We start from the raw sequence: 24648 nt of genomic DNA on the forward strand, positions 1-24648 counted from the left end.
GCCCTATCGGCAGGCACCCATCGTCGGGTCAGCAGTTGACGAGCTACCGAACCTGGGAAGCTTTACGGCTTCCTCACGAAGCCCGCGCGCAACCGCTCGGCAAACCAGACTACAAAAATTGAAGCAAACGACAGACAGAAAAATATGGCCGTCCAAAGCAGCGCGTTACCCGCATTTGTCATGACGTCTCTCCCTCGTTTCAAACGAGACGCTTGCAGACAATCGGACGCGTGGCGTTGCGATAGATCAATTTTGCTCAACTGGCATTGGGCAGAGGTCGGCATCAGCGGTTCGCAGTGACGGCTGAAACTACGGCCTGATCGAAAAATTCCCCGGCGGCCCCGGCTTTCGCAATGGCTCCGCCAGCCGCGCGAATTCGCACAGCAGCGACCGCGTCTTCCTGGGATCGATGATCTCCTCCACCCAGAACTTTTCGGCGGAGCGGAACGGCGAGCGCAGCTTGTTGAGGCGGTCCTCGATCTCTTTCAGTTTCTCCGCCTTGTCCTCAGCCGCGTCGATGTCCGCACGGTAGGCGGCTTCGATGCCGCCTTCGAGCGGGAGCGAGCCCCAATAGGCCGACGGCCAGGCGTAGCGGATCGAGAAGCGGTCGGCGGGCTGATGCACCACGCCGGCGACGCCGAAGGCATTGCGCAGGATCACCGTGCACCAGGGCACCGTGGTCTGGTTGACCGCGGCCATGGCGCGAACGCCATGGCGGATGGTGCCCGCCTTCTCCGCATCGAGCCCGATCATGAAGCCGGGGCAGTCCATGAGATAGACGATCGGCAAATGGAAGGTCTCTGCGAAGTCGACCCAGCGCACCACCTTCTGACAGGCATTCGCCGTCCAGGAGCCGCCATAGTGAAAGCTGTCGCTGGCAAGCACCATCACCGCCCTGCCCTCGAGCCGCGCGAGGCCGACGATGATCGGCTTGCCGAAATTCTTGCCGACCTCGAAAAACGAACCCTTGTCCACGACCTGTTCGACGATCGGCCGTATCTTGTAGACCTGCTTGCGGTTGCGCGGGACCGCGCTCATCAGCGCCTCTTCGGTGCGCTCCGGATTGTCGGTGCAGGGCAAGGTCGGCGGCAGCCCGTCAACCGACGACGGCAGATAGGACAGGAATCGCCGCGCGCAGGCAAAGGCCTCCTCCTCGGTGTCGACGGCATGATCGACCGCGCCGGCGCGGGTCTGGATGTCGGCGCCGCCGAGCTCTTCCTTCGAGAGATCCTGCCCCAGCGCCTTCACCACCGGCGGGCCTGCGACGAACATCGCGGACTTCCGGGTCATGATGGAATAGTGGCTGGCGGCAAGACGCGCGGCACCGAGCCCTGCGACCGAGCCGAGGCCGAGCGCGACCACGGGCACGCGCGACAAGTTTTCGGTGGTGAAGCGATACCAGCGTGTGCCGCCGATACCACCCGGCAGGTTCGCCGCGCCCTTGGTCTCGATGGTCTTGACCGAGCCGCCGCCGCCCGAGCCTTCGATGATGCGGACGATGGGCAGGCGGAGATCATGCGCCATCTCCTCCGCCATCAGCGGTTTTGCGGAGATGGACGCGTCCGCCGAGCCGCCGCGCACGGTGAAATCGTCGCCGACCACGACGACGGTGCGGCCTTCGACGCGGGCACGGCCGAACACGCAGTTCGCCGGCGTCAATTTCTGCAACTCGCCGCTGGAATCGTACTCGCCGACGCCGGAGACGGCACCGATTTCGTGAAAGCTGCCTTTGTCGGTCAGTCTGTCGATACGTTCCCGAACAGTCAGTCGGCCCTGGTCATGCTGACGCTTGACCTTGTCAACGCCGCCCATCTCCCGCGCGAAGGCTTCGCGCCGGGCGAGCTCGTCGAGTTCCGACTTCCAGTTCATTCACTCCCTCCGAATTGATCGGCTTGTTATTGTTGTGCACGGCCATGGCGACCGGTTTGCGCGGGATGCGGGCGTTGAATACGTCGCCCTCCGCGCCGTCCATCAGGCTGCCGAGCGAGCGGCCGAGCGCGACCATCAACGGGGCGACTTCGGCATGCAGACGCTGCTCGTCATACATCGACGACAGAAGACCGATCGTGATCACCACAAACGTCTGATACTGCGGCGACCAGATCGGCACCGCGAGCCCGTTGATGTGCGGGCTCCACAAGCCGCAGGCCACGACATAGCCGCGCTCATGCAGCGACTGCCGGTTGGCCTCGATGCGGGGCCGCAGGATTTTCGCAGCCTCGGGAGCTTCCCGCTCCATGTCCGCGATGAAGGCATCGCCGACCTCGGGCGCCAACGCCGCGGTGTAGGCTGCGCCCGCAGCAGTGGAGGCCATCGAGATGCGGCTGCCGGTGCCCTCGTGCAGGCCGAGTGCCGAGGCCGAGCGCGCAAACTGGAGATAGACCAGATGGAAGCGATCGGGGACCACGAAACCAACCGTGCCGGGCAGTTGCTCGGCGACTTCCTGAAGCCGCTGGCGAATCATGCTGCGCAGTTGCGCGCCCTTCATCATCGAGGCGCTCATCGCCACCGCGCTCGGCCCGATGCGATATTTCTGATCGCGCGGCAGATAGACCAGCTGACCCATTCGCGTCAGCGTGTGCGTGAGCCGCGACACGGTCGAGCGCGGCAAGCCGCAGCGGTTTGAAATTTCGAGATTGCCGAGCCTGCTATCGTGGCCCTCGAAGCATCGCAACACGTCGAACGCGCGCGACACCACTTGGATGACATCACCCTCACCGGCATCGCCGGCGAGCGCACCTTGTCTACTCAACCGCTCTGAACGTCGTCCCATGATCCCTACCGCTTGTTCCGCTGTGCGGAATTAAATTCCGCTTGCAGAAGAAACTACCTCAGGCATTTTGCGACCACAAGAAGAAGGCGATGGCATGCCAGAGATTAAGATCGTCACGGAAATCGCGGGTCGCATCTGCTCAACTCCCGTGCAAGTTGGAGGAACCGTTGCGGATGGTGATGAGATTGTGGTGGTCGAAGCGATGAAGATGGAGATACCTGTGCTTTCTCCTGTGAGCGGCGAGATCACATCTATCCTAGTGAAGATCGACGACGTCGTTGCCGAGGGACAGGCGATCGCGATCATCGCGAGCTGACTGTATTATCCGTCGTTTCCGCGACAATCTGTCAGCCTCATTGCTGCGTTCGCGGTACGGCGTTGCCATCGCCTGATCGCGATGACATGATCCGTTTCAAACAAAACTTGTTTCAAACAAAGAAAGAAAATCGTCGCGGCAAACGCGAGGATCATTGGAGGGAAACATGCTTCGTGGGCTGATCATGCTCGCGCCTGCCTTGGTGGCGGGCCTTTCTTTTGCGTCTACACGCTATGCAGCCGCCGAAGACATCAAGCTACCGGCGACATTGACGTTCACCGCCTATGACACCGGCACCGCCGGCTTCAACATCGCGGTCGGCGTCGGCAAGATGATGAAGGACAAATACTCGACCGATGTGCGCGTGCTCCCCGCAGGCAACGACGTCGCGCGTCTGGCGCCGCTGCGCGCCAAGCGTGCGGTCTCCGCGGCGATGGGATCGGGGACCTATTTCGCACAGGAAGGCGTGTTCGAGTTCGGCTCCAGGGAGTGGGGCCCGCAACCGCTCCAGATCCTGCTCTCATCCGTCGACTGCAATTGCGGCACGCTCGGCGTCGCTGCGGATACGGGCGTGAAGGAGCTGAAGGATCTCAAGGGCAAGCGCGTCGGATTCGTCGTCGGCTCGCCGGCGCTGAACCAGAACTCGCTCGCGGTGCTCGCCTTCGCCGGCCTGACGCAGAAGGACGTCAGAGTCGTCGAGTTCGCAAGCTACGGCGCGATGTGGAAGGGCCTGATCAACAACGACACCGACGCGGCCTTCGGCACCACCATCACCGGCCCCGCCAAGGAAGCCGAGACCTCGCCGCGCGGCCTGATCTGGCCGCCGCTGCCCGCCAAGGACAAGGAAGGCTGGGCGCGGATGCAGAAGGTCGGCTCGTTCTTCTTTCCGCAGACCGCGACCTGCGGCGCCGGCATCTCGGCGGACAAACCGATCGAGCTCGGCAACTACCCCTACCCGATTTTCGTCGCCTACGCCTCGCAAGCCCCCGACCAGGTCTATGCGATCACCAAAGCCATGATCGTGAACTACGATTCCTACAAGGACGCCGCGCCCGGCGCCGGCGGGCTTGCGGCCGATCGCCAGACCAAGAGCTGGGTGGTGCCGGTGCATCCCGGCGCGGTAAAGGCGCTGAAGGAAGCCGGGCAATGGAGCGACGCGCAGGGCGCTCACAACAACAGACTGATCAAGCGCCAGGAGGTGCTTGGCGCAGCGTGGACCGACTACGGAAAGTCCAACCCGCCTGCGGATGACAAGGCGTTCCTCGACGGCTGGATGAAGGCGCGTGCCACAGCCCTTGCGAAGGCCGACATGCCGAACGGGTTCGAGGATTAGTTCTCAGCGTTTATTGCCCACGCGCGGGGTCGATCATGTCGTCTGCTTCAGTCTCCACCGCCGCGCAGGACGAGGCCAAGCGGATCGTGTTCGACGATCCGCATGGCGCCGCCGGCAACATGCAGGAAGCGGAGGTCACGCGCGTCCGAAGCTTGCCCGGCGCGTGGCGCTGGATGCTCGTCGTCGCGACCGCCGCGACCGTCCTGCTCTGCATCAACCAGCAATTCTCGCTGCGCTTCTTCGTCGGCTACACCCAGCTCAACACGGAGTACTTCTATCTCCTGATCGCGCTGATGCTACCGTTCACGTTCCTGATCTTCCCGGGAACCGCACGCGCGCCGCTCGACCGCATTCCCTGGTATGATCTTCTCTGCTTCGTCGTGACTTTTGCCGCAGCGCTTGTGTTGATGTCGAACGTGCGCAAGGCCGCGGAGGCCGGCTGGGAATTCGGCGGCGCGCCGAACAGCGTGACAGCCGCGGGTCTCGTGATGTGGGTGATGCTGATGGAGGCGCTGCGCCGGACCGGCGGCTGGAGCCTGCTACTGAGCGTGCTCCCCTTCACCGTCTATCCGCTGTTCGCGGAATCCAGCTGGTTAGGTCCGTTCCGCGGCACGCAGTCGACGCTGGAGCAGGCGACCGCCTATCACGTGCTGTCGGGCGAGAGCCTGCTCGGCATTCCCATCCAGGCGTTTGCCGACACCGTGATCGGCTTCCTGGTGTTTGGCACCGCGCTGATGATGACCGGCGCCGGAAAGTTCTTCATCAATCTCGCCTTCGCGCTGTGCGGCACCTTCCGCGGCGGCGCGGCGAAGGTCTGCATCTTCGCCAGCGGCCTGCTCGGCATGATGTCGGGCTCGATCATCTCCAACGTGCTCACCGCCGGCACCATGACCATTCCGGTGATGAAGAAGAGCGGCTTTCGCGCATCTTATGCCGGCGCGATCGAGGCTTGTGCCTCGACCGGCGCGGTGCTGGCTCCGCCGGTGATGGGTGCAACCGCCTTCGTGATCGCACAATTCCTCAATGTCAGCTACGCCGATGTCGCGATCGCGGCCATCATTCCCGCCGCGCTGTATTACATCGGCCTGTTCATGCAGGTCGATTCCTATGCCGCACGACACGGGCTGAAGGGTATTCCGCGCGCGGAGCTGCCGCGGGTCATGGATACGATCCGGGACGGCTGGTACTACGTCTTCGTGATCGCGCTGCTGATCGTGATGCTGCTCTACTTCAAGCGCGAGAGCCATGCGCCATTCTACGCTACCGCCCTGCTTCTGGTCCTCAACCAGCTGTTCTCGAAGGACACGCGCTGGACTGTGGCGACCATCGGCAAATTCCTCGAGGTCAACGGGCGCACCTTCGTCGAGCTTGTCGGCATCCTCGCGGGCTGCGGCCTACTGATCGGCGCCTTCTCGATGACCGGCGTGGTGTCGAGCCTCGCCAACGATCTGCTGCGCATTGCCGGTGACAATCCGTTCCTGCTGCTCGGCATGTGCGCCCTCACCAGCCTGATCCTCGGCCTCGGGTTGACCACGACGGCCTGTTACATCTTCCTCGCCATCCTAGTCGCACCGGCGCTGGAGAAGCTCGGGCTGAACAAGATGGCCGTGCACATGTTCATCTTCTACTGGGGCATGCTGTCGTCGATCACCCCGCCGGTGGCGATCGCCTCGTTCGCAGCGGCAGGTATTGCCGGCTCGCCCGCGATGAAGACGGGCTGGGAATCGATGTGGGTCGGCAGCATCATCTATTTCATCCCGTTCTTCTTCGTGCTCAATCCCGCGCTGGTGCTGCAGGGGCCGAGCCCCTATTTGGCCGGCCTCGGTTTGATGGCGCTTGCGGCGTTCGGCACGCTGTTCATCTGCGGCGGCATCCAGGGCTACCAGCCCTTCGTCGGCGATCTCCGCGGCGCCGGTGCGCTGGAATGGCCGATCCGCGTGCTGCTGGTGATCGGCGGGTTCGTGGTGGCCACCCCCGGCGGCGGCATCATGCCGCTATCGCAAATGCAGGTGACGCTGCTCGGCCTCGCCATCCTCGTCCCCACGGTTTTGCTCGCCCTGCTGCTGGTCCGGCGGCAAGCCATGGTGCCGAACGGGTTGCGCGTGCCCTGATTGCGTTGCACAAAGAGAGGCGATGAAACCGCTTTCGCCTCTCGCCACCGCATGGACCCGTTCGAAGCCGCCTTTGCTGCGGTTTCTGGACAATTGCCTCAACGAATTCTCGGCGGAGACCTCGGGCGCCGCCGCCGACTACATTCCCGAGCTCGGCAAGGCCGATCCTGCCTGTTTCGGCATCAGCCTCGCGACCCTGGACGGTCATGTCTATGAGGTCGGCGACTCCAGGGTACCCTTCACCATCCAGTCGATGTCAAAGCCGTTCGTGTTCGCACTGGCGCTGGACCTGCTCGGCGCAAACAGGGTCGAGAGCGCGATCGGCGTCGAGCCCTCCGGCGATCCTTTCAACTCGATCCGGCTCAACTCGGACAACCATCCATTCAACCCGATGGTCAATGCCGGCGCGATCGCCTGCACCGGGCTGATCCACGACAGCAAGGGTCCGGACGCTTTCGAGCACATTCGCCTCGCGCTCGGTCGTTTTGCCGGCCGCGACCTCGCCGTCGACGAGGCCGTCTACGCTTCCGAAAGCCAGACCGGCGACCGCAATCGCGCCATCGGCTATCTCCTCAAGACCAATGCGGTGATCTCGGACGATGTCGCCGCCGTGCTCGACGTCTATTTCCGGCAATGCGCGGTACTGGTCACCGCGCGCGACATCGCGGTGATGGCGGCAACGCTCGCCAACCGCGGCGTCAACCCGGTTACCGGCGAGCAGGTGCTGACGCCTTACGCGATCTCGCGCACGCTCTCGGTAATGACGTCGTCGGGCATGTACGACTATGCCGGCGAATGGATCTACCGGATCGGCATCCCCGCCAAGAGTGGCGTCGGCGGCGGAATTCTCGCCGCCCTCCCCGCTCGCCTCGGGCTCGGCAGCTATTCGCCAAGGCTCGACAAGCACGGCAACAGCGTGCGCGGCATCAAGGTGTGCGAGGCGCTGTCCTCGCATTACGATTTGCACATGCTCAACCGCAGCGACGACGCGCGCAACGCCGTCATCGCCGATTACGACATCGGCAAGAGTCCGTCGCGGCGCGTGCGCCGCCCGCAGGAGCGCGATATTCTCGCAGCCCACGAGGAGGAGGTGCGGATCATCGAGCTGGTCGGCACGCTGTCGCTGTCGGCGGTCGACTATGTCTCGCGCCGGCTTGCGGGGCGGCCGCGGCCGCAATTCGTGATCTTCGATCTCCACCGCGTCACCTCCACCACACGCGCCGGAGCGCGGTTGGTGGCCGAAGCGTTCGAGGAACTCGCGGTGCTGAATGTGACCGTCGTGCTGTCAGGCGTCAGGCGTGCCTCCAAGGAATGGGACAGCCTGCGGGAATGGACCGCCGAGCTCAAGAACGTCCGCGACTTCTATTTGCTCGACACAGCGATCGAATGGGCCGAAGACCAGATCATCTATCGGTACGGAGGCTCGATCGATTTCCACGAGACCACCGAGCTTGCCGAGCAGCCGCTGCTGGCCGGCATGAGCGAGGAAGAGCTGACCGACCTCGCCTCGATCTGCACGATCCGGACCTATCAGTCTGGCGCGAAAATCCTCACCACGGGCGCCGCAGCCGATTCCCTTTTCTTCCTGCGCAGCGGCGCGGTGCATGTCACCCTGCCCGACGGAGTACGGCTCGCAACACTCACCGCCGGCATGGCGTTCGGCGAGATGGCGCTGATCGAGACCACTCGCTCCGCCGACGTGTTCGCGGATATGGCGGCGACCGCGTTCGAGGCGCCCCTGAAAGCGTTCGAACGCTTCCGCAAGCAGCACCCGCACGCCAGCGAACGCATCATGCGCAACCTTGCGCAGCTTCTCGCCGACCGCCTGATCGTCGCCAACGCCAGGGTGGATATCCTGACGTCGACCTGAGCGGCCTAGCGGCTCGCCGCCTCGCTGATCCGCCGCTTGATCTTGGCGGCACTGGTCTTGAGCAGCTCGGATGGCCGCTGGCCGGTCGCCACGCACAGGCATGCCCAGTAATAGATGACATCACCCAGCTCTTCGACGAGGCCCGCCTGGTCGAGCCAGTCATCGCGGAGCAGCTTCTTGATGTGGTCGGCGACTTCGCCGGATTCGCCGGCGAGGCCGAGCCCGAGATAGGACAGCCGTTCGTTGGACGGACGCTCATCGACTTTCGCAATCGTTGCAGCCCAGGCGGCATATTCATCGATCGTCATGAGCGTCCCTCACAGCAATTGCTCGATCAGCCTACCACTTCGGTGACCGGCTGAAGGTCGATCTCAAAGGTCTCCAGAAACTTTGACGTCATGATGTAGAATCCGACCGAGAGCTGCAGCTCGACGAGCGCGGCTGGCGTCAACTTCGCCGCGATCGCCTTGAAGATCGCATCCGTCGGCTTGTTCAGCTTCACGATCTCGTCGGTGAACGCGAGCGCGGCGCGTTGCGTCTCGTCGAAACAGCTCGCGGTCAGCCAGTTCTCGAGCGCCTCATTCTGCTCGTCGGTGACGCCGACATTCTTGCCGATACGCTTGTGCGCGACGATCTCATACGGCGCCTCGCACAGGATGCCAGTGCGAGTGATCGCGAGCTCGCGCACGATCGGATCGAGTTCGCCCTTGTGGCGGATGGCACCGCCGAGGCGGCAGTATTGCTCAAAGTAGCTCGGCGAATGCGACATCATGCGGAAGATGTTGGCATTGCGATTCTTGTCGAGGATTTCGCGGGTGCGGTCGGATGCTTGGGATGGGTCGCTGTAGTTGATACGGGCCATGATTTTCCTGAAGTTTTTCCCTAAGCCTTTGATGCTTTTTGTCGTTAGCGGCGAAAGTTCCACGAAACTGTATTCTTGCGCGTCCGCAGGAGCAACAACATCGAGTCAAAATGCCGCCGCATTGCTGAACGACCTTGGTACAGTCGATATTCGCCGCGTGGGGACTTGATCGCGGCGGATACTCGCAAGGGGTGTTCCGAGTAAAAACAATTGGCCGTTGGGCGCTAACCGCGCATCGATGAGTCACGCCCAAGTCTAGGGAGAATACGGCATGAAGGAAGCCACCAAGGGGGCGGCCTCGGAAGCGTTCGCGCATATGCTGGCGGTGATGGCGATGCTCGTCATCGCCAGCATCCTGTTCTACGGGCGCTAGTTAAGAGTCGGGTGAGTGCTTTCGTCATTCCGGGGTGGCCCTCGCACAGGCCAGGCCCAGAATTCCCGTTCCAGGCTCGGTCTCTCAGGACCGCCCCCGAATGACGGATCCCACCGCTTGTGTTGCTGCAGTAGCCCAGATGGAGCGCAGCGCAATCAGGGCTACATCCAATTTCACTATCCGTCTTTGGCGAAGAACGGCACCAGCTTGCCGGCGAACCGTTTGAAGCTCGCGCTGACCTCATCGCCGATGGCGAGATCATTCTCACCATGCGCCATCATGCGAAAACCCTCGGCGCAATCGACCAGCAGGATGTTGTAAGGCACGTGCGCGCGCGTCTCGGGCGTGGCGGCGCGGCAGACCAGCGACGTCGCGTAGACCCTGCCCTTGCCGCTGGCGCGCTGCTCGCGCGAATCGGACGCGCCGCAGGCCGCGCAGAAGGCGCGACGAAAATACTGCACATGGCCGCATGCGGTGCAGGTCTGATAAATGACGGCCTGTTCGCCCTTGGTCCAGTCGGCTAGACGCTCGCTCATCGCACCCGCTCCAGGAACATGCTGACGTGAGACGACAGCACGCCGCCGTCGCCGTGCAGCAGCGCGATCGAGGCGTCGCGCACCTGACGATTCGCCGCTCGCCCCGTCATCTGCAGATGCGTTTCCACCAGATGCGCCATGGCGCCACCGACGCCGCAATGACCGTAGCTGAGCAGGCCGCCATGGGTGTTCAGCGGCATCGCGCCGTCGCGGCTGAAATGGCCGGCGCGCACGCGTGCGGCTGCCTCGCCCCGGCCAGCAAGGCCAAGATCTTCCAGCAGCATCGCGAGCGTGATCGTAAAGCTGTCGTAGATCGCCGCGTAGCGCACGTGGGAAATCGCGAGGCCGGTGGCCTCCCTGGCGCGGGCGACGGAGATCTCGGCGCCGAGTTCGCTTAGGGCGGGCGCTGCAGTGACGTGCTGATGGGTATGAGCCTGGGCACAGCCGCGAATGCGCACGCCGGCCTCTCCGGTCCGCTCGCGGCTGATGACGAAGGCGGCGCCGCCGTCGGACACCGGGCAGCAATCGAGCAGCTTCAGCGGCATCGCCACCGGCTTCGAGGCCATGACGTCGCCAACAGTGATGGAATCGCGGAATTGCGCACCGGGATGGGTGCAGGCGTGGGCGCGCATCAGCACGGCGAATTCGGCGAGATCTTCTTCCGTCACGCCGTATTCGTGCATGTATCTGTTGGCGACCAGACCGTAGTAGGCGGGAATGGTCGGGCCGAGCGGCACCTCGTAGTCGGGATGGCCGACCTGCGCCAACGCCTGGATCGAGGCATCGCGGCTCTGTCCGGTGAGACGGTTCTCACCGGCGACCACGAGCACGTTGCGGGCGACTGCAGCCTCGACGAGGTGATGCGCCAGCATGATCATCGCGAGGCCGGTCGCGCCCCCGACCTGGACGGCGTGGGCGTAACTGGGACGGATGCCGAAATGCTCGGCAAAGACGGTCGCCAGCATGATGTGCGGCGAGACGGTGGAGTAGCCACAGAGGATGCCGTCGATGTCGGCGCGCTCGAGCCCGGCGTCGTCGAGCGCGGCCTGCGCGGCATTGCTCATCAGGTCGAGCGAGGACGAGCCTTCGTGCTTGCCGAAAGGCGTGAGGCCGACACCGGTGATGAAGCTCACGGACGCACCTGTGCATCGTCATTACGGGGCGGCGAACGGGTGACGCCATCGCGGACCATGGCGTCGATCTCGTCGGCGGAGTAGCCGACCTCACGGAGGATTTCCGCGCCGTGCTCGTTCAGCTGCGGCGCGAGCCGCACCGGTTCGGCTTCGGTCTCCGACCAGGTCGCCGTCACCCTCATACTCCGGATCGGCCCTTCAGTTGGATGGTTCACCACTGGGAAAAAGCCGGTCGCCTCCAGATGCTCATCGTGCAGCATCGACGCGAGATCGTGCATCGGCATCACAGGCACATCGGCCTTGGTGAGCAGGTCGATCCATTCCGTTGTGGAACGCGTCTCGAAGATGCGCGCGAGCTCGGCATAGACCACGTCGATATTGGCGGCGCGGCCGGCGAATGTCGCGAACATCGCGTCGGCCCGCAGATCGTCGCGTCCCGTCGCCTTGAAGAAGTTTTCCCACTGCTTGTCGTTGTAGACGATGACGCTGAGATAGCCGTCCGACGTCTTGTAGGGCCGGCGGTCGCGCGAGAGATGGCGGGCGTAACCGCCCTTGTCGAGCGGAGGCTCGTAGGTGAGCCCGCCCATGTGGTCGCCCATGACGAAGCCGGCCATGGTCTCGAACATCGGGATGTCGACGCGCTGACCGCGTCCGGTGCGGTCGCGGTGCACGAGGCTGGCGCAGATCGCGCCGACGGCGGTAAGGCCGACAATGCGATCGACCAGTGCGTTCGGCACATAGCGCGGCACGCCGTCACCGGTCTGCGCCATCAGAGCCGGCAGCGCGGTGGCGCCCTGGATCAGATCGTCATAGGCGGGTTTTGCAGCATACGGCCCGTCCTGGCCGAAGCCGAACACGCCGGCATAGACCAAACGCGGATTGATCTTGGCAACAACGTCATAGCCCAGTTGAAGCCGCGCCATTGCCTGCGGGCGGACGTTGTAGACGAGAACGTCGGCATCTTTCAGCAAGCGCAGCACGGCCCCGCGGCCGGCGGGATTCTTCAGGTCGAGGCAGATCGAGCGCTTGCTGCGGTTGGTGTTGAGGAACACCGGGCCCATGCCGGCGTGCCGCATCGGACCGATCAGGCGGGTGACGTCGCCGTCCAGAGATTCCACCTTGATGACGTCTGCGCCGTAGTCGCCGAGCATCTGGGTCGCATAGGGACCCATCAGCACGGTGGTCATGTCGACGACCTTGATGCCCTTCAGCGGTCCCATCGTTCGCTCCCGATTGCGCGGGCTCAGATGAGCCCTGCGATTTCAGTCCAGCTAACGGCAGCGGCGTCGCGTGCGCAAGGGCGGCCGGCGTATGGCCGCATGCGCCGGCGGCGAAGGGCCGCTATTTCTTCTGACGGGATTCGCGAATCTTGAGGAGACGGTCGAGCTCCTCATTCTGCTGGTTGATGCGGTCCGCGATCCGCGACTCGTTCTGCTCACCCGAGGCGGCCGCGGCCTGCTCGATGAGCTGGCGGATATTGTCCTCGAGAATCGCGATGCGATCGTTGAGTGCGTCCATCGACAGCGAATCTTCGTAGTCATTGCTCATGATGCATGTCCCGCGAATCAATCAGTGCCGTAGGGTGGGCAAAGCGAAGCGTGCCCACCATGATCTAGCGCAAACAAGATGGTGGACACGGCGCTTGCGCGCCCTACGAGATCGGGGCTTACTTCAACGGCTCCAGCACGGAGACGTAGTTGGCGACCGCCGCACCGCCCATGTTGAAGATGCCGCCGAGCTTTGCATTCTTGAGCTGCATGCCCTCCGGCGCTTGCCCGGCGAGCTGCATCGCGGTCATCACGTGCATGGAGACGCCGGTGGCGCCGATCGGATGGCCCTTGGCCTTCAGGCCGCCGGACGGATTGACCGGCAGCTTGCCTTCCTTGAGCGTCCAGCCTTCCTTGATGGCACGGGCGCCCTGCCCCCTCGGCGTCAGGCCCATCGCTTCGTACTCGATCAGTTCGGCGACGGTGAAGCAGTCATGGGTCTCGACGAAGGAGAGATCGGAAAGTGTAACGCCCGCCTTCTCCAGCGCGCGCTGCCAGGCGACCGTGCAGCCCTCGAACTGGAGGATGTCGCGCTTGGACATTGGCAGGAAATCCTGGGCGTGCGCGGTGGCGCGGAAGCCGATCGACTTGCTCATGCCCTTGGCGGTTTCCGCGTCGGCCAGCACCAGGGCAGCGGCACCGTCTGAGACCAGCGAGCAGTCGGTGCGCTTCAGGGGGCCGGCAACGTAGGGGTTCTTCTCGCTCTCGGCGCGGCAGAACTCGAAGCCAAAGTCCTTGCGCATCTGGGCGAAGGGATTGGCGACGCCGTTCTTGTGGTTCTTGGCCGCGATCAGCGCCAGTGCATCGGACTGGTCGCCGTATTTCTGGAAATAGGAGCTGGCGATCTTGCCGAACACGCCGGCGAAGCCGCCGACGGTGTCGCCGTCCTCAGGCAGATAGGACGCCTTGAGCAGGTTCTTGCCGATCTCCGGCCCCGGCGTGCGCGTCATCTGTTCGACCCCGACGACGAGGACAATCCTGGCGGCGCCGGCCGTGATCGCGCGCACGCCCTGATGGACGGCCGCGGAGCCGGTGGCGCAGGCGTTCTCGACCCGGGTCGCCGGCTTGAAGCGCAGCTTCGGGTCGGCCTGGAGCACCAGCGAGGCGGTAAAATCCTGGGGTGAGAAGCCGGCGTTGAAATGGCCGAGCACGATCTCGTCGACATCGCCGGCGGAAATGCCGGCATCCGCCAGCGCCTCATTGGCGACCTTCACCACAAGGCTTTCCACGGTCTCGGTGTCGAACTTGCCGAACAGCGTATGCGCCCATCCGACGATGCTGGCGGTCATGGTCTTTCTCCCTGGCGGTCTCTTGCTGACCTAAGTCTTAGCCCAGGGATGGCAAGACTTCACGCGGGTTTAAGGGCCTGGAGGGTGCGCTGGCAGATGGCAGTTATGCCGGCCCAGTTCCCGGCCCTGATCTCCGCCGTCGGGCACAGCCAGGAACCGCCGACCGCGACCACATTGGGCTCCGCGAGCCAGGTCGCCGCATTGGCCTCGCCGACCCCCCCGGTCGGGCAGAACCGCACGTTCGGGAACGGCCCACCCAGCGAACGCAGCCCCTTGATGCCGCCGGCCTGCTCGGCCGGGAAAAATTTTGCAATGTCGAAGCCGTAGGACAGCGCCATCATCAGTTCGGACGCCGTGGCGATACCCGGCGCAAACGGCAAGGAGCTATGGGTGGCGGCCTTCAACAGGTCCGGGGTCAAGCCCGGGCTGATGCCGAAGGCTACGCCGAGCTTCTCGACACGCGTAAAGTCGGCCGGATTGAGAATCGTGCCGATGCCGACCACCGCCTCGGGCACCTCGGCCATCATCGCCCTCGCAGCCTCGATCGCAACAGGGGTACGCATGGTCACCTCCAGCGTACGGACGCCGCCGGCCACCAGCGCACGCGCCAGCGGCACAGCATCCTGGATACGCTCGATGGTGAGGACGGGAATGACGGTCGCGGCCTTGAACAGCGCGGCGAGGTGGTTCTGCTGGGCAGTCGTGGTCATCTTGGCTTTCGTTTCACTTGGTCGCTTGACGCGTCGTCGCCGGCCGGTGCCGTTTCTTCGGCGGCATGGCATAACCCGGAATGATGGCGCCGGAATAGCAGATCACGAGGCTGGCGAGGCGGTGCCCGGCCTGGGCGGCCTCGACCGGGTCGGAACCGGCGAGCCGCGCCGCGATATAGGCCGCCGCAAAGCTGTCGCCGGCCGCGGTGGTGTCGACCACGGGTTTGGTCATGGGCTCGGCGTGGACCTCGTAGGGGCCCCCGGGAAAGCGCAGCAGGCTGACCGGCTCGGCGAGCCGGAACACCAGCTCGGGGGTCGGGATGCGCGCCATCAACTGCTCGTGGCTTTCGCCGGGATAGAGAGCGAGCAGATCCTCGGTCGAGGTCAGCACGATGTCGGCAGTCGCGAAGGCGGCTGAAAACACCTCGCGCGCGACGTCGCGATCCGGCCATCCCCGCGCGCGGAAATTGGTGTCGAACACGAAGCGGGTGCCGAGCAGGCGCGCGCGCTTGATCGCCGCGAACAGGCGCTCGCGCCCGGCCGCGTCGTAGATCGAGAGCGTGATCGCAGAGAGATAGACGATGTCGTAGCTCATCAGGGAGTTGAGGAGATCGTCCGTCTCCGGCAGATTCATCAGCTGGCGCGCCGCCGCACTGTCGCGCCAGTGGAAGAACTGGCGCTCGCCCTTCGCGTCCAGCTGGATCATGTAGAGGCCGGGCAGCTTGCCCGGCAGCCGCGCGACGCGCCTCGTGCCGACGCCTTCCGCCGTCCAGGCCGCGATCATCTCATCGCTCAGGGCATCATCGCCAAGCGCGGTGAGATAGTCGACCTTGACCTCGAGCCGCGCGAGGTACACGGCCGTGTTGAGAGTGTCGCCGCCGAATCCGCGCGAGTAGAGGCCCCCGCCCTGCCCGCTGGAATGTCCGGCGGATTGTCCACCCTGGGCCTGCCGGAGCTCGACCATGCATTCGCCGATGCAAGCAACGCTCGCCATCACTTTACCCGCTCAGTCAGAGATCAGGCGACGAAATTGCCGCTGAGCTCGTCTTCGATGTGAATGCGGATGATGTCGTCGAAAGTCTTTTCGGCGGTGGTGAAGCCGAGCTCGAGCGACCGCTTTGCATTGAAGTTGCGCGGCCAGCCGCCGACGATGCCGACGATGAAGGGATCGGGCTCCCGCTTGATGCGGGCGGCGACCTTGTCGCCGGCGACGCGTTTCAGCGCAGCGATCTGCTCGCCAACCGTCGCCGACAGGCCCGGCATGGTCAAATTGCGGCGCGGCCCCACCGCGGCGAGGTCCATGGTGCCCGCACGCAGCAGGAAGCCGACGGCGGAGCGCGGCGTGGCATGCCAATGGCGGACGTCCTCGGACACCGGAAGGACCGCTTCCTTGCCGGCCAGCGGCTCCCGCAGGATGTTGGAGAAGAAGCCCGATGCCGCCTTGTTGGGCAGGCCGGGCCGAATGCAGATGGTCGGCAGGCGGATGCCGATGCCATCGAGGAAGCCGCGGCGGGAATAGTCGGCCAGCAGCAATTCGCCGATCGCCTTCTGCGTACCGTAGCTCAGAAGCGGCGTTTGGAAGAACTCGTCGCCGATCGCATCGGGGAACGGCGCGCCGAACACCGCAATCGAGGACGTGAAGACCACGCGCGGCTTGTAGCCGCCGCCTGCGACCCTGACGGCATCGAGCAGCATCCGCGTGCCGTCGAGATTGATGCGGTAGCCCTTGTCGAAATCGAGCTCGGCTTCGCCCGAGACGATCGCGGCGAGATGAAAGATCACGTCCGGACGGCCGGCGATCAGCTTTTCGGCCGCACCCGGGACGGCAAAATCGCTCGACACGGTCTCGACGGCAAAACCGGCCTTTTCCGGCGTCTTCGGCTCGACCACGTCATGCATGGTCAGCTTGGTGATGTCGCTCTTACCGAGCCGGCCGTCGCGCAACAGCCGTTCACACAATTTGCGGCCAACCATGCCGGCGGCGCCCAGAACCAGAATGTGCAAGAGCCTACTCCTTCTTATTGGCCGGAACGCGCCGCCCTTGGCGATTCGTCCCGGTGCGCTCTCAAGGCAGGCCCCGCGATCATTCCTTCACGGCGCCGGTCATCGCCGACACATAATACTCCACGAAGAAGGAATAAAGGATAACTACGGGAACCGAGCCGGTCAGAGCCGCCGCCATCAGCGCACCCCAATGATAGACGTCGCCATTGACGAGCTCGGTGATCGCGCCGACGGGGATCGTCTTGTTCTCGGACGAGGAGATGAAGGTCAGCGCGTAGATGAACTCGTTCCAAGACAACGTGAAGGCGAATATGCCTGCCGAGATCACGCCCGGCAGCGAAAGCGGCAGCGTGATCTTCATCAAAATCTGCAACCGCGTCGCCCCGTCGATCAGCGCACACTCCTCCAGCTCATAGGGGATGGTGCGGAAATAGCCCATCAGGAGCCAGGTGCAGAACGGGATCAGGAAGGTCGGATAGGTCAGGATCAGCGCCAGATTGCCGTCGAACAGCCCGAGCTGAAACACGATTGCCGCCAGCGGAATGAACAGGATCGAGGGCGGCACGAGATAGCCGAGGAAGATCGCAAGGCCGACATAGCGCGAGCCCTTGTAGCGCAAGCGCTCGATCGCGTAGGCGGCGCAGACGCTGGCGAACAGCGAAATGAAGGTCGAGGACACCGAGACGATCACGGTGTTCCACATCCAGAGCGGATAGTCGGTGTCGAAGAACAGCTTCTTGATGTGCTCCAGCGTCGGATGCACGATCCAGAACGGATTGTACTTTTCGTAGTCGTACATTTCCGCGTCCGGCTTGAACGTCGCGACTGCCATCCAGTAGAACGGGAACAGCAGGAAGAAGATGATCAGGCCGAGCGGAAGGTAGACCCGAAAAAACTTCCGCGGGAAGCTCTCGAGGTAGTCCATTCCGACGCTTTGGTCGTCTGCCGTGGTCATGGTCAGTCCCTCCCGCCCTGCTGCCAGCGGGAACGCTGAAGCCCAAAGAAGCTGAGCAGGATCGCCGCGACCAGGAACGGAATCATCGCGTTCGAGATCGCCGCGCCCTCGCCCAGATTGCCGCCGGTGATGGCACGCTGGAACGACAGCGTCGCCATCAGATGGGTGGAGTTGATTGGCCCGCCCCGCGTGATGGTGTAGATGAGCTGGAAGTCGGTGAAGGTCATCAGCACCGAGAACGTCATCACGACCGCGATGATCGGCGACAGCATCGGCAGCGTGATGTGGCGGAAGCGCTGCAGATTGGTGGCGCCGTCGAGATTGGCGGCCTCATAGAGCGAGGGCGAGATGGTCTGTAATCCCGCCAGCAGCGTGATCGCCACGAAGGGCACGCCGCGCCAGATATTGGCGGCGACGACCGACCAGCGCGCATTCCAGGGATCGCCGAGGAAGTCGATATAGCGTGTTATCAGGCCGGCCTTCATCAACACCCAGGAGATGATCGAGAACTGGCTGTCATAGATCCACCAGAACGCTATCGCAGAGAGCACCGTCGGCACGACGAAGGGCAACAGGACGATGGCGCGGACCATCGACTTCATCGGCAGCCGTTCGTTGAGCAGCAGCGCCAAATAGAGGCCGATGGCGAATTTCACCGCGCTGGCGGCGACCGTGTAGAAGATGGTGTTGAACACCGAAAGCCAGAACACCGAGTCCTTCGCAAGCGAGACGAAATTCTGGAAGCCGATGTAGCGCCCGGCGCCACCGATCTTGGTGTCGGTCATGCCGAGCCAGAAGCCCAGCGCCAGCGGGTAAGCCAGAAACAGGATGAGGATGGCGATCGCCGGCACCATGAACATCGCGCCGAGGAAATTCCGGCTCTCGAATGCTCTGGTCCACAAGCTGCTGCGCTTGACCTGCGCGGCAACGGGCTCGGCCATAACTGCCATGTCGGATTCCCCTCGACGAAAAGTCGCGGCGTCCGGCGAACCGGACGCCGCGTAGATTGGATCTGATCAGACCTGGTAGTAGCGCTTGGCGCGCTCGGCTGCGCGTGCGGCTGCCGCCTTCGGCGTCACGGAGCCTGACGCGGCCTCCGCGAACATGTCGACGACGACGAAGTCGCCCATGACGGCGGCGGAGGCATAGCCGAGATCGCCGGCATAGCCGTTGTCGCGGCAGCGCTTCAGACAGTCGCGATACGGCGTGATCTTCGGATCGGAGGTCCACACCGGGTTGTCGTTGTAGGCCGGAAGCGGCGGCGACACGTAGCCGTTGGAGGAGACCTCCCAGGCGTCGTAGTTCGCCTTGTCCATCATGAACTTGATGTATTCCTTGACGGCCTTCGGATACTTCGAGTGCTTGTAACCGTAATAGACGAGCACGTTCTGCTGCTCGGTCGACACGCCGACGGGCCCGATCGGCATCGGCGCGTGGTTCATGTCCTTGGCGATTTCCTGCTGCTTCGGATCGGTCGAGTTCTTTCCGACGGTCCAGATCGAAATGCCGTTCAGCGTCAGGCTGAGCTCGCCGTTGAGGAACGCCTTGTTGTTGTTCGAGTCGTTCCACGACAGCACGCCGGGGATGAAGGTCTCGTAGAGCTGCTTCACGTATTCGAGCGCGGCGATCGTCTCCGGCGAGTCGATCACGACTTCGTTCTTGTCGTTGACGACCTTGCCGCCGAAGGCCCACAGCGCCCACTGGCACCAGCCGTTGGCGTCGCCCGTGGCGTGGCCGAGCGCGAAGCCGGCCGGCGTGTTGTTCTTCTTCAGCGCCTGGCAGAGCTTGAGGAAGCCGGCGGTGTCCTTGGGGAATTCATCGAAGCCGGCGGCCTTCACGTGGCTGACGCGGTAGTTCAGGCAGCCGCCGGTCGCGCCCTGCGGAATGGCGATCCAGCTGTTGCCCTTCTTGCCGTAGCGTTCGGCAACCGGATACCAGCCGCCATACTGCGCGCCGAGATAGTCGGCGACGTCGGTCATGTCGATCAGCTTTTCCGGGAATTTATGGGGATCATCGAGCGTTCCGATGATCAGGTCAGGACCAGCGCCGACATTGGCGGCGACCGCGGCTTTGGGACGGATGTCCTCCCAGCTCTCGGCCTCGAGCTTGATCTTGACTCCAGTCTTCTCGGAGAACGCCTTGGTCTGCTCGGCGAATTTGTCGAACTCGGCCTGAATGAACTGCTTCCAGCGCAAGACGCGGATGGAGGCGTTTGGCTCGGGCGTGTTGGTCCACTCCGCCGCGCGCACCGGGACGATACCCGGGCCGGCCAGCAGCGCCGCGCCGCCCAGACCGACTTTAAGCACACTTCGCCTGTCGAAATCGCTCATCGTTCTCTCCCTAAATTTTATATTTGTATTGGGTCGTCTTGTATTGGCAGTTCTGCTTGGGCAGTTCTTTGGCGTCGCTACACGCGTTTGCCCGTCGCCTCGTCGAACAGATGAATCACGGAGGGATCGGGCTTCAGCTTGACCTTGTCACCCGGATTGAACTGGTGACGTTCGCGGAAGACCGCGACGACCTGCTCACCGCCGAGCTTCGCAAACACCTGCGTTTCCGAACCGGTCGGCTCGACCACCACGATCTCGGCATCGGCACCGTCGTCAGCGATGGTGAAATGCTCGGGACGCACGCCGTAAACGACAGGACGCCCGTCGGATGCCGCCGGCGCGTTCCTGAGCGGCAGCTTGACGCCATTCGGCCCCTCGAAGGTCGCAACGCCGTTGACGCGCACATGACCCTTCAGGAAGTTCATGGACGGCGAGCCGATAAAGCCGGCGACGAACTGGTTCTCGGGCTTGTCGTAGAGCTCGAGCGGCGTACCCATCTGCTCGACGATGCCGTCATGCATAACGACGATCTTGTCGGCCATGGTCATGGCCTCGATCTGATCGTGGGTGACGTAGACCGTCGTGGTCTTCAGCCGCTGGTGCAGCTCCTTGATCTCGGTGCGCATCGCGACGCGCAGCTTGGCGTCGAGGTTCGACAAGGGCTCGTCGAACAGGAACACCTGCGGATCGCGCACGATGGCGCGGCCCATGGCGACGCGCTGGCGCTGGCCGCCGGAGAGCTGGCGGGGATAACGTTCGAGCAGCGGCGACAGCGCCAGGATCTCGGCGGCGCGCTTGACGCGTTTGTTGATCTCTTCGGTGCTCTCGCCCCGCAGCTTCATCGAGAAGCCCATGTTCTCGCCGACCGTCATATGCGGATAGAGCGCGTAGTTCTGGAACACCATCGCAATGTCCCGCTCCTTGGGCTGGACATTGTTGACGACGCGGTCGCCGATCGAAATCGTGCCTGAGGTGATGTTCTCGAGACCGGCGAGCATGCGCAGAAGCGTCGACTTGCCGCAGCCGGAGGGACCAACCAGGACAACGAACTGGCCGTCCTCGATCGGAATCGAAACGCCGTGCAGGACTTCAAAATTGCCGAACGATTTCCGCACGTCGCGGATTTGCACAGACGACATCTAGCTCCCTCCTCGAAAGTCCACGACGCATCTCGCGCCGCGACCGTCTTGTTTTTTCAGACTTCACCGAACGAAGCCCAACCTTAGCGGGCGCCATTGTCGGCAGTTTGTGCGGTTTTGGCAATTTGTCTTTGGTTAGTCTGTGCTGGTAGCGCTGTCAACGTTCCTTTGTTTGCGACAGTGAGTGTGTTAAGAGCAGCAAATGGGTCGAAACCGCACCAAGTCAGGCAAAATCCGGCTGGCGGAAGTCGCCGAGCTTGCTGGCGTAAGCCCGATCACGGCGTCCCGCTTCTTCCGCAATCCCGAGGCGCTGTCGCTCGCCAAGAGGACCCGGGTCGAGAGCGCGGCCAGGGAGCTCGGCTATGTGCCGAACCTGGCGGCACGCGCGTTGGCCTCGCAGCGCACCGAGGTGATCGGTGTCTTGATTCCGTCACTAACCAATAATGTGTTCTCCGACGTGTTGCGCGGCATCTACGACGCCTCCGAAAACAGCCGTTACTCGATCCAGCTGTCCAACACACGCTACAGTATTCTCCAGGAGGAGAAGCTGCTGCGGCTGTTTCTTGCGCAGAAGCCGGCCGGGCTGATCGTCACCGGCATCGATCAGACCACGGAATCGCGCGCGATGCTCGATGCCGCCGACTGCCCGATCGTGCAAATCATGGAGACCGGACCCAATCCGGTCGACATGATGATCGGCTTTTCGCACTATGACGCAGCCCGTGCGGCGGTTGCGCATCTGTTCGCGCAAGGTCACCGCAAGATCGGCTTCGTCGGCGCGCGGATGGATCCGCGGGTGCAGCGGCGGCTCGACGGATATGTCTCGGCCATGAAGGATGCCGGACTGTTCGAGCAACGCCTCGTCGTCACGACGGCGACTCCGACCTCGGTAACGCTCGGAGGCGCCCTGTTCACCGATCTGCTGGCGCGGGAGCCCGGCATGGACGCGGTGTTCTGCGCCAACGACGACCTCGCGCTGGGTGTGCTGTTCGAATGCAGGCGCCGCGAGATCGCCATTCCCGAACAGATCGCGATCGTCGGCTTCAACGATCTCGAATTCATGGCCTCCGCCGTCCCGACTCTCACGAGCGTGCGCACCAACCGCTACGAGATGGGCAATACGGCCGCCAGCATGCTGATCGACGCGATCGACGGACGGCGCCCGGACCATCCGGTGCTCGATCTCGGCTTCAAGGTGATCGAGCGGCAAAGCTCGTTGGCCCGGCGGTCGGACAACCGGCCAGCCGCTTCAGGCACGGGCGCTGCGAACAAAATGGTAGCGTTACCAAGTGGCCATGACTAGTATCGGATTTGTGAGGAAACGACCCGCCAGCGGGCAGGCAAATCGTCGCTCGCGCCGTTGGGCATCGCACAAGCCGATACCATAGAACGGACGCCAGTGCGTTTGCATTGCAGGAGAAACCAATGACAAAAAAACCAACCAATGGGCATGCCCCCGCCGGCAACGGCGCTCGCCGCCACCTCCGCTCGCAGGAATGGTTCAACAATCCGCATAATCCGGGCATGACCGCGCTCTATATGGAGCGCTATTTGAACTACGGTCTCACCCGCGCCGAGCTCCAGTCCGGCAAGCCGATCATCGGCATCGCACAGACCGGCAACGACCTCTCCCCCTGCAACCGCCACCATATCGAGCTTGCCCATCGCGTCCGCGAAGGCATCCGCGAGGCCGGCGGCATTGCGATGGAATTCCCGACCCATCCGATCCAGGAGACCGGCAAGCGCCCGACCGCGGCGCTCGACCGCAACCTCGCTTATCTCGGCCTCGTCGAGATCCTCTACGGCTACCCGCTCGACGGCGTGGTGTTGACCACCGGTTGTGACAAGACTACGCCTGCCTGCATGATGGCGGCGGCGACCGTCAACCTGCCCGCGATCGTGCTGTCGGGCGGGCCGATGCTGAACGGCTGGCACAATGGCGAGCGCACAGGCTCCGGCACCATCGTCTGGAAATCGCGCGAGCGGCTCGCCGCCGGCGAGATCGACTATGAAGAGTTCATGGAGATCGTGGCGTCATCGGCGCCCTCGGTCGGCCATTGCAACACCATGGGCACCGCCTCCACCATGAACGGGCTCGCGGAAGCGCTCGGCTTCTCCCTGCCGGGCTGTGCGGCGATCCCCGCTCCCTATCGCGAGCGCGGCCAGATCGCCTACGAGACGGGAAAGCGTATCGTCGACATGGTCTGGGAAGACCTCAAGCCTTCGGACATCCTGACCCGCGAGGCGTTCGAGAACTGCATCGTGATCAACTCCGCAATCGGTGGCTCGACCAACGCGCCGATCCACATCAACGCGCTGGCGCGCCACATCGGCGTCGAGCTCTCGATCGACGACTGGCAGAAGGTCGGCCACGACGTGCCGCTGCTGGTCAACATGCAGCCGGCCGGCTTCTATCTCGGCGAGGAATTCCACCGCGCCGGCGGCGTGCCGGCCGTGGTGCGCGAATTGATGAAGCACAAGCGGATCCACGAGAACGCTGTCACGGTCAACGGCCGCGGCATCGGTGAGAACTGCGCCAATGCGCCAAAGCCGGACAACGACGTGATCTGGGCTTACGACAAGCCGCTGGTGAAGGACGCCGGCTTCCTGGTGCTGAAGGGCAATCTGTTCGATTCCGCGATCATGAAGACCAGCGTGATCTCCAAGGAGTTTCGCGACCGCTATCTCAGCAACCCCAAGGACCTCAACGCTTTCGAAGGCCGCGCCGTCGTGTTTGAGGGTCCGGAGGACTATCACGAGCGGATCGACGATCCCTCGCTCGAGATCGACGAGCGCTGCGTGCTGTTCATCCGCGGCACCGGCCCGATCGGCTATCCCGGCGGCGCCGAGGTCGTGAACATGCAGCCGCCTGCGGCGCTGATCAAACGCGGCATCATGTCCCTGCCCTGCATCGGCGACGGCCGCCAGTCGGGCACCTCGGGCTCGCCTTCGATCCTCAATGCTTCGCCGGAAGCCGCCGCCAATGGCGGGCTCGCGATCCTCAGAAACGGCGACAAGGTGCGCGTCGATCTGAACAAGGGCAGCGCCAACATTCTCATCTCCGACGACGAGGTGAAGAAGCGCCACGCCGAGCTGACGGCCAATGGCGGCTTCAAGCATCCGCCGAACCAGACGCCGTGGCAGGAGCTTTATCGCAACACCGTTGGACAGCAGTCGACCGGTGCCTGCATGGAGCTCGCCACGCGCTACCAGAACGTCGCCGGCACATTTGGCGTGGCGCGGGATAATCACTGATAGCCACACCGTCATTGCGAGCGCAGCGAAGCAATCCAGAGCTATCTCCGCGGAGACAGTCTGGATTGCTTCGTCGCAAGTGCTTCTCGCAATGACGATCCGATAGAACTTT

Annotated in this window: 23 protein-coding genes; 7 read left to right on the top strand and 16 right to left on the bottom strand. The window is 63.6% G+C overall.

Going from position 1 to position 24648, the window contains the following annotated elements:
- Positions 1–309: 309 nt before the first annotated feature.
- Together IVA75_RS23670 and IVA75_RS23675 are read right to left on the bottom strand one after the other, a co-directional pair.
- Entirely contained in the window at positions 310–1869 is a 1560-nt protein-coding gene (locus IVA75_RS23670; protein ID WP_247286555.1) for a carboxyl transferase domain-containing protein, read from the bottom strand.
- Positions 1799–2773 (bottom strand): helix-turn-helix domain-containing protein, encoded by a 975-nt coding sequence (locus IVA75_RS23675; RefSeq protein ID WP_247286556.1) that lies wholly within the window; start codon positions 2771–2773, stop codon positions 1799–1801. The genes IVA75_RS23670 and IVA75_RS23675 overlap by 71 nt, the downstream gene beginning before the upstream one ends.
- 94 nt (positions 2774–2867) lie before the next feature.
- Here IVA75_RS23675 and IVA75_RS23680 point away from each other — a divergent pair, with 94 nt between their 5' ends.
- From IVA75_RS23680 to glsA, 4 genes are all read left to right on the top strand, one after another.
- Positions 2868–3089 carry an acetyl-CoA carboxylase biotin carboxyl carrier protein subunit gene (locus IVA75_RS23680; protein ID WP_247286557.1) on the top strand — a complete coding sequence of 74 codons (222 nt, stop codon included), beginning with the start codon at positions 2868–2870 and terminating at the stop codon, positions 3087–3089.
- 166 nt (positions 3090–3255) lie between these two features.
- Complete coding sequence (locus IVA75_RS23685; RefSeq protein WP_247286558.1) at positions 3256–4422, top strand: TAXI family TRAP transporter solute-binding subunit; 1167 nt, start codon at positions 3256–3258, stop codon at positions 4420–4422.
- 35 nt (positions 4423–4457) lie between these two features.
- Positions 4458–6533: a TRAP transporter permease gene (locus IVA75_RS23690; RefSeq protein WP_247286559.1), complete on the top strand. Its 2076-nt coding sequence runs from the start codon at positions 4458–4460 to the stop codon at positions 6531–6533.
- Between the two features lie 22 nt (positions 6534–6555).
- Positions 6556–8403 (top strand): glutaminase A, encoded by a 1848-nt coding sequence (gene glsA, locus IVA75_RS23695; protein WP_247286560.1) that lies wholly within the window; start codon positions 6556–6558, stop codon positions 8401–8403.
- A 5-nt stretch (positions 8404–8408) separates the two neighbouring features.
- On the opposite strand, the gene IVA75_RS23700 is transcribed toward glsA, so the two are convergent.
- Positions 8409–8711 (bottom strand): nucleoside triphosphate pyrophosphohydrolase family protein, encoded by a 303-nt coding sequence (locus IVA75_RS23700; RefSeq protein WP_247286562.1) that lies wholly within the window; start codon positions 8709–8711, stop codon positions 8409–8411.
- A 26-nt stretch (positions 8712–8737) separates the two neighbouring features.
- The gene (locus IVA75_RS23705) at positions 8738–9265 is read right to left on the bottom strand and encodes a carboxymuconolactone decarboxylase family protein (RefSeq protein WP_247286564.1); all 528 of its coding nucleotides are present in this window, start codon (positions 9263–9265) and stop codon (positions 8738–8740) included.
- Between IVA75_RS23705 and IVA75_RS23710 the strand changes: the two genes are divergently transcribed.
- The gene (locus IVA75_RS23710) at positions 9264–9434 is read left to right on the top strand and encodes a hypothetical protein (RefSeq protein ID WP_247286566.1); all 171 of its coding nucleotides are present in this window, start codon (positions 9264–9266) and stop codon (positions 9432–9434) included. The genes IVA75_RS23705 and IVA75_RS23710 overlap by 2 nt on opposite strands.
- Before the next feature lie 380 nt (positions 9435–9814).
- Here the strand turns inward: IVA75_RS23710 and IVA75_RS23715 are convergent, their stop codons facing one another.
- From IVA75_RS23715 to ugpC, 12 genes are all read right to left on the bottom strand, one after another.
- Complete coding sequence (locus IVA75_RS23715; protein ID WP_247286567.1) at positions 9815–10174, bottom strand: OB-fold domain-containing protein; 360 nt, start codon at positions 10172–10174, stop codon at positions 9815–9817.
- The gene (locus IVA75_RS23720; RefSeq protein WP_247286568.1) at positions 10171–11307 is read right to left on the bottom strand and encodes a thiolase family protein; all 1137 of its coding nucleotides are present in this window, start codon (positions 11305–11307) and stop codon (positions 10171–10173) included. The genes IVA75_RS23715 and IVA75_RS23720 overlap by 4 nt, the downstream gene beginning before the upstream one ends.
- Complete coding sequence (locus IVA75_RS23725; RefSeq protein WP_247286569.1) at positions 11304–12527, bottom strand: CoA transferase; 1224 nt, start codon at positions 12525–12527, stop codon at positions 11304–11306. Before IVA75_RS23725 ends, IVA75_RS23720 begins: the two co-directional genes overlap by 4 nt.
- A gap of 121 nt (positions 12528–12648) precedes the next feature.
- Entirely contained in the window at positions 12649–12855 is a 207-nt protein-coding gene (locus IVA75_RS23730) for a hypothetical protein (protein WP_027517389.1), read from the bottom strand.
- Positions 12856–12973: 118 nt separating this feature from the next.
- Positions 12974–14143, bottom strand: a complete 1170-nt coding sequence (locus IVA75_RS23735; RefSeq protein WP_247286570.1) for an acetyl-CoA acetyltransferase — start codon at positions 14141–14143, stop codon at positions 12974–12976.
- A gap of 59 nt (positions 14144–14202) precedes the next feature.
- Positions 14203–14853 carry a bifunctional 4-hydroxy-2-oxoglutarate aldolase/2-dehydro-3-deoxy-phosphogluconate aldolase gene (gene eda, locus IVA75_RS23740; RefSeq protein ID WP_204510940.1) on the bottom strand — a complete coding sequence of 217 codons (651 nt, stop codon included), beginning with the start codon at positions 14851–14853 and terminating at the stop codon, positions 14203–14205.
- Between the two features lie 13 nt (positions 14854–14866).
- Positions 14867–15847 (bottom strand): sugar kinase, encoded by a 981-nt coding sequence (locus IVA75_RS23745; RefSeq protein ID WP_247286571.1) that lies wholly within the window; start codon positions 15845–15847, stop codon positions 14867–14869.
- A gap of 23 nt (positions 15848–15870) precedes the next feature.
- Positions 15871–16857: a D-erythronate dehydrogenase gene (gene denD / locus IVA75_RS23750; protein ID WP_247286572.1), complete on the bottom strand. Its 987-nt coding sequence runs from the start codon at positions 16855–16857 to the stop codon at positions 15871–15873.
- Between the two features lie 79 nt (positions 16858–16936).
- Complete coding sequence (locus tag IVA75_RS23755; RefSeq protein ID WP_007592322.1) at positions 16937–17812, bottom strand: carbohydrate ABC transporter permease; 876 nt, start codon at positions 17810–17812, stop codon at positions 16937–16939.
- Between the two features lie 2 nt (positions 17813–17814).
- Positions 17815–18762 carry a sugar ABC transporter permease gene (locus IVA75_RS23760; RefSeq protein ID WP_247286573.1) on the bottom strand — a complete coding sequence of 316 codons (948 nt, stop codon included), beginning with the start codon at positions 18760–18762 and terminating at the stop codon, positions 17815–17817.
- Positions 18763–18828: 66 nt separating this feature from the next.
- The gene (locus IVA75_RS23765) at positions 18829–20142 is read right to left on the bottom strand and encodes an ABC transporter substrate-binding protein (RefSeq protein WP_027517383.1); all 1314 of its coding nucleotides are present in this window, start codon (positions 20140–20142) and stop codon (positions 18829–18831) included.
- A 77-nt stretch (positions 20143–20219) separates the two neighbouring features.
- Positions 20220–21281, bottom strand: a complete 1062-nt coding sequence (gene ugpC, locus IVA75_RS23770) for a sn-glycerol-3-phosphate ABC transporter ATP-binding protein UgpC (RefSeq protein ID WP_007592328.1) — start codon at positions 21279–21281, stop codon at positions 20220–20222.
- 202 nt (positions 21282–21483) lie between these two features.
- On the opposite strand from ugpC, the gene IVA75_RS23775 reads away from it, so the two are divergent.
- On the top strand, positions 21484–22584 hold the full coding sequence (locus tag IVA75_RS23775) for a LacI family DNA-binding transcriptional regulator (RefSeq protein WP_247286574.1): 1101 nt from the start codon (positions 21484–21486) through the stop codon (positions 22582–22584).
- A gap of 122 nt (positions 22585–22706) precedes the next feature.
- A complete protein-coding gene (locus tag IVA75_RS23780; RefSeq protein ID WP_247286575.1) occupies positions 22707–24536 on the top strand; it encodes an IlvD/Edd family dehydratase in 1830 nt (609 codons plus the stop codon).
- The last annotated feature ends 112 nt before the right edge of the window (positions 24537–24648 follow it).

This window comes from Bradyrhizobium sp. 134, from assembly GCF_023074155.1.
In the GTDB taxonomy this organism is placed as follows: Bacteria; Pseudomonadota; Alphaproteobacteria; order Rhizobiales; family Xanthobacteraceae; genus Bradyrhizobium.

Excerpts from the sequence above, each read along its gene's own strand:
- IVA75_RS23670 (WP_247286555.1), bottom strand. The coding sequence starts at position 1,869 with ATGAACTGGAAGTCGGAACTCGACGAGCTCGCCCGGCGCGAAGCCTTC.
- IVA75_RS23675 (WP_247286556.1), bottom strand. The coding sequence starts at position 2,773 with ATGGGACGACGTTCAGAGCGGTTGAGTAGACAAGGTGCGCTCGCCGGC.
- IVA75_RS23680 (WP_247286557.1), top strand. The coding sequence starts at position 2,868 with ATGCCAGAGATTAAGATCGTCACGGAAATCGCGGGTCGCATCTGCTCA.
- IVA75_RS23685 (WP_247286558.1), top strand. The coding sequence starts at position 3,256 with ATGCTTCGTGGGCTGATCATGCTCGCGCCTGCCTTGGTGGCGGGCCTT.
- IVA75_RS23690 (WP_247286559.1), top strand. The coding sequence starts at position 4,458 with ATGTCGTCTGCTTCAGTCTCCACCGCCGCGCAGGACGAGGCCAAGCGG.
- glsA (WP_247286560.1), top strand. The coding sequence starts at position 6,556 with ATGAAACCGCTTTCGCCTCTCGCCACCGCATGGACCCGTTCGAAGCCG.
- IVA75_RS23700 (WP_247286562.1), bottom strand. The coding sequence starts at position 8,711 with ATGACGATCGATGAATATGCCGCCTGGGCTGCAACGATTGCGAAAGTC.
- IVA75_RS23710 (WP_247286566.1), top strand. The coding sequence starts at position 9,264 with ATGATTTTCCTGAAGTTTTTCCCTAAGCCTTTGATGCTTTTTGTCGTT.
- IVA75_RS23705 (WP_247286564.1), bottom strand. The coding sequence starts at position 9,265 with ATGGCCCGTATCAACTACAGCGACCCATCCCAAGCATCCGACCGCACC.
- IVA75_RS23715 (WP_247286567.1), bottom strand. The coding sequence starts at position 10,174 with ATGAGCGAGCGTCTAGCCGACTGGACCAAGGGCGAACAGGCCGTCATT.
- IVA75_RS23725 (WP_247286569.1), bottom strand. The coding sequence starts at position 12,527 with ATGGGACCGCTGAAGGGCATCAAGGTCGTCGACATGACCACCGTGCTG.
- IVA75_RS23730 (WP_027517389.1), bottom strand. The coding sequence starts at position 12,855 with ATGAGCAATGACTACGAAGATTCGCTGTCGATGGACGCACTCAACGAT.
- IVA75_RS23735 (WP_247286570.1), bottom strand. The coding sequence starts at position 14,143 with ATGACCGCCAGCATCGTCGGATGGGCGCATACGCTGTTCGGCAAGTTC.
- eda (WP_204510940.1), bottom strand. The coding sequence starts at position 14,853 with ATGACCACGACTGCCCAGCAGAACCACCTCGCCGCGCTGTTCAAGGCC.
- IVA75_RS23745 (WP_247286571.1), bottom strand. The coding sequence starts at position 15,847 with ATGGCGAGCGTTGCTTGCATCGGCGAATGCATGGTCGAGCTCCGGCAG.
- IVA75_RS23755 (WP_007592322.1), bottom strand. The coding sequence starts at position 17,812 with ATGACCACGGCAGACGACCAAAGCGTCGGAATGGACTACCTCGAGAGC.
- IVA75_RS23760 (WP_247286573.1), bottom strand. The coding sequence starts at position 18,762 with ATGGCAGTTATGGCCGAGCCCGTTGCCGCGCAGGTCAAGCGCAGCAGC.
- IVA75_RS23765 (WP_027517383.1), bottom strand. The coding sequence starts at position 20,142 with ATGAGCGATTTCGACAGGCGAAGTGTGCTTAAAGTCGGTCTGGGCGGC.
- ugpC (WP_007592328.1), bottom strand. The coding sequence starts at position 21,281 with ATGTCGTCTGTGCAAATCCGCGACGTGCGGAAATCGTTCGGCAATTTT.
- IVA75_RS23775 (WP_247286574.1), top strand. The coding sequence starts at position 21,484 with ATGGGTCGAAACCGCACCAAGTCAGGCAAAATCCGGCTGGCGGAAGTC.
- IVA75_RS23780 (WP_247286575.1), top strand. The coding sequence starts at position 22,707 with ATGACAAAAAAACCAACCAATGGGCATGCCCCCGCCGGCAACGGCGCT.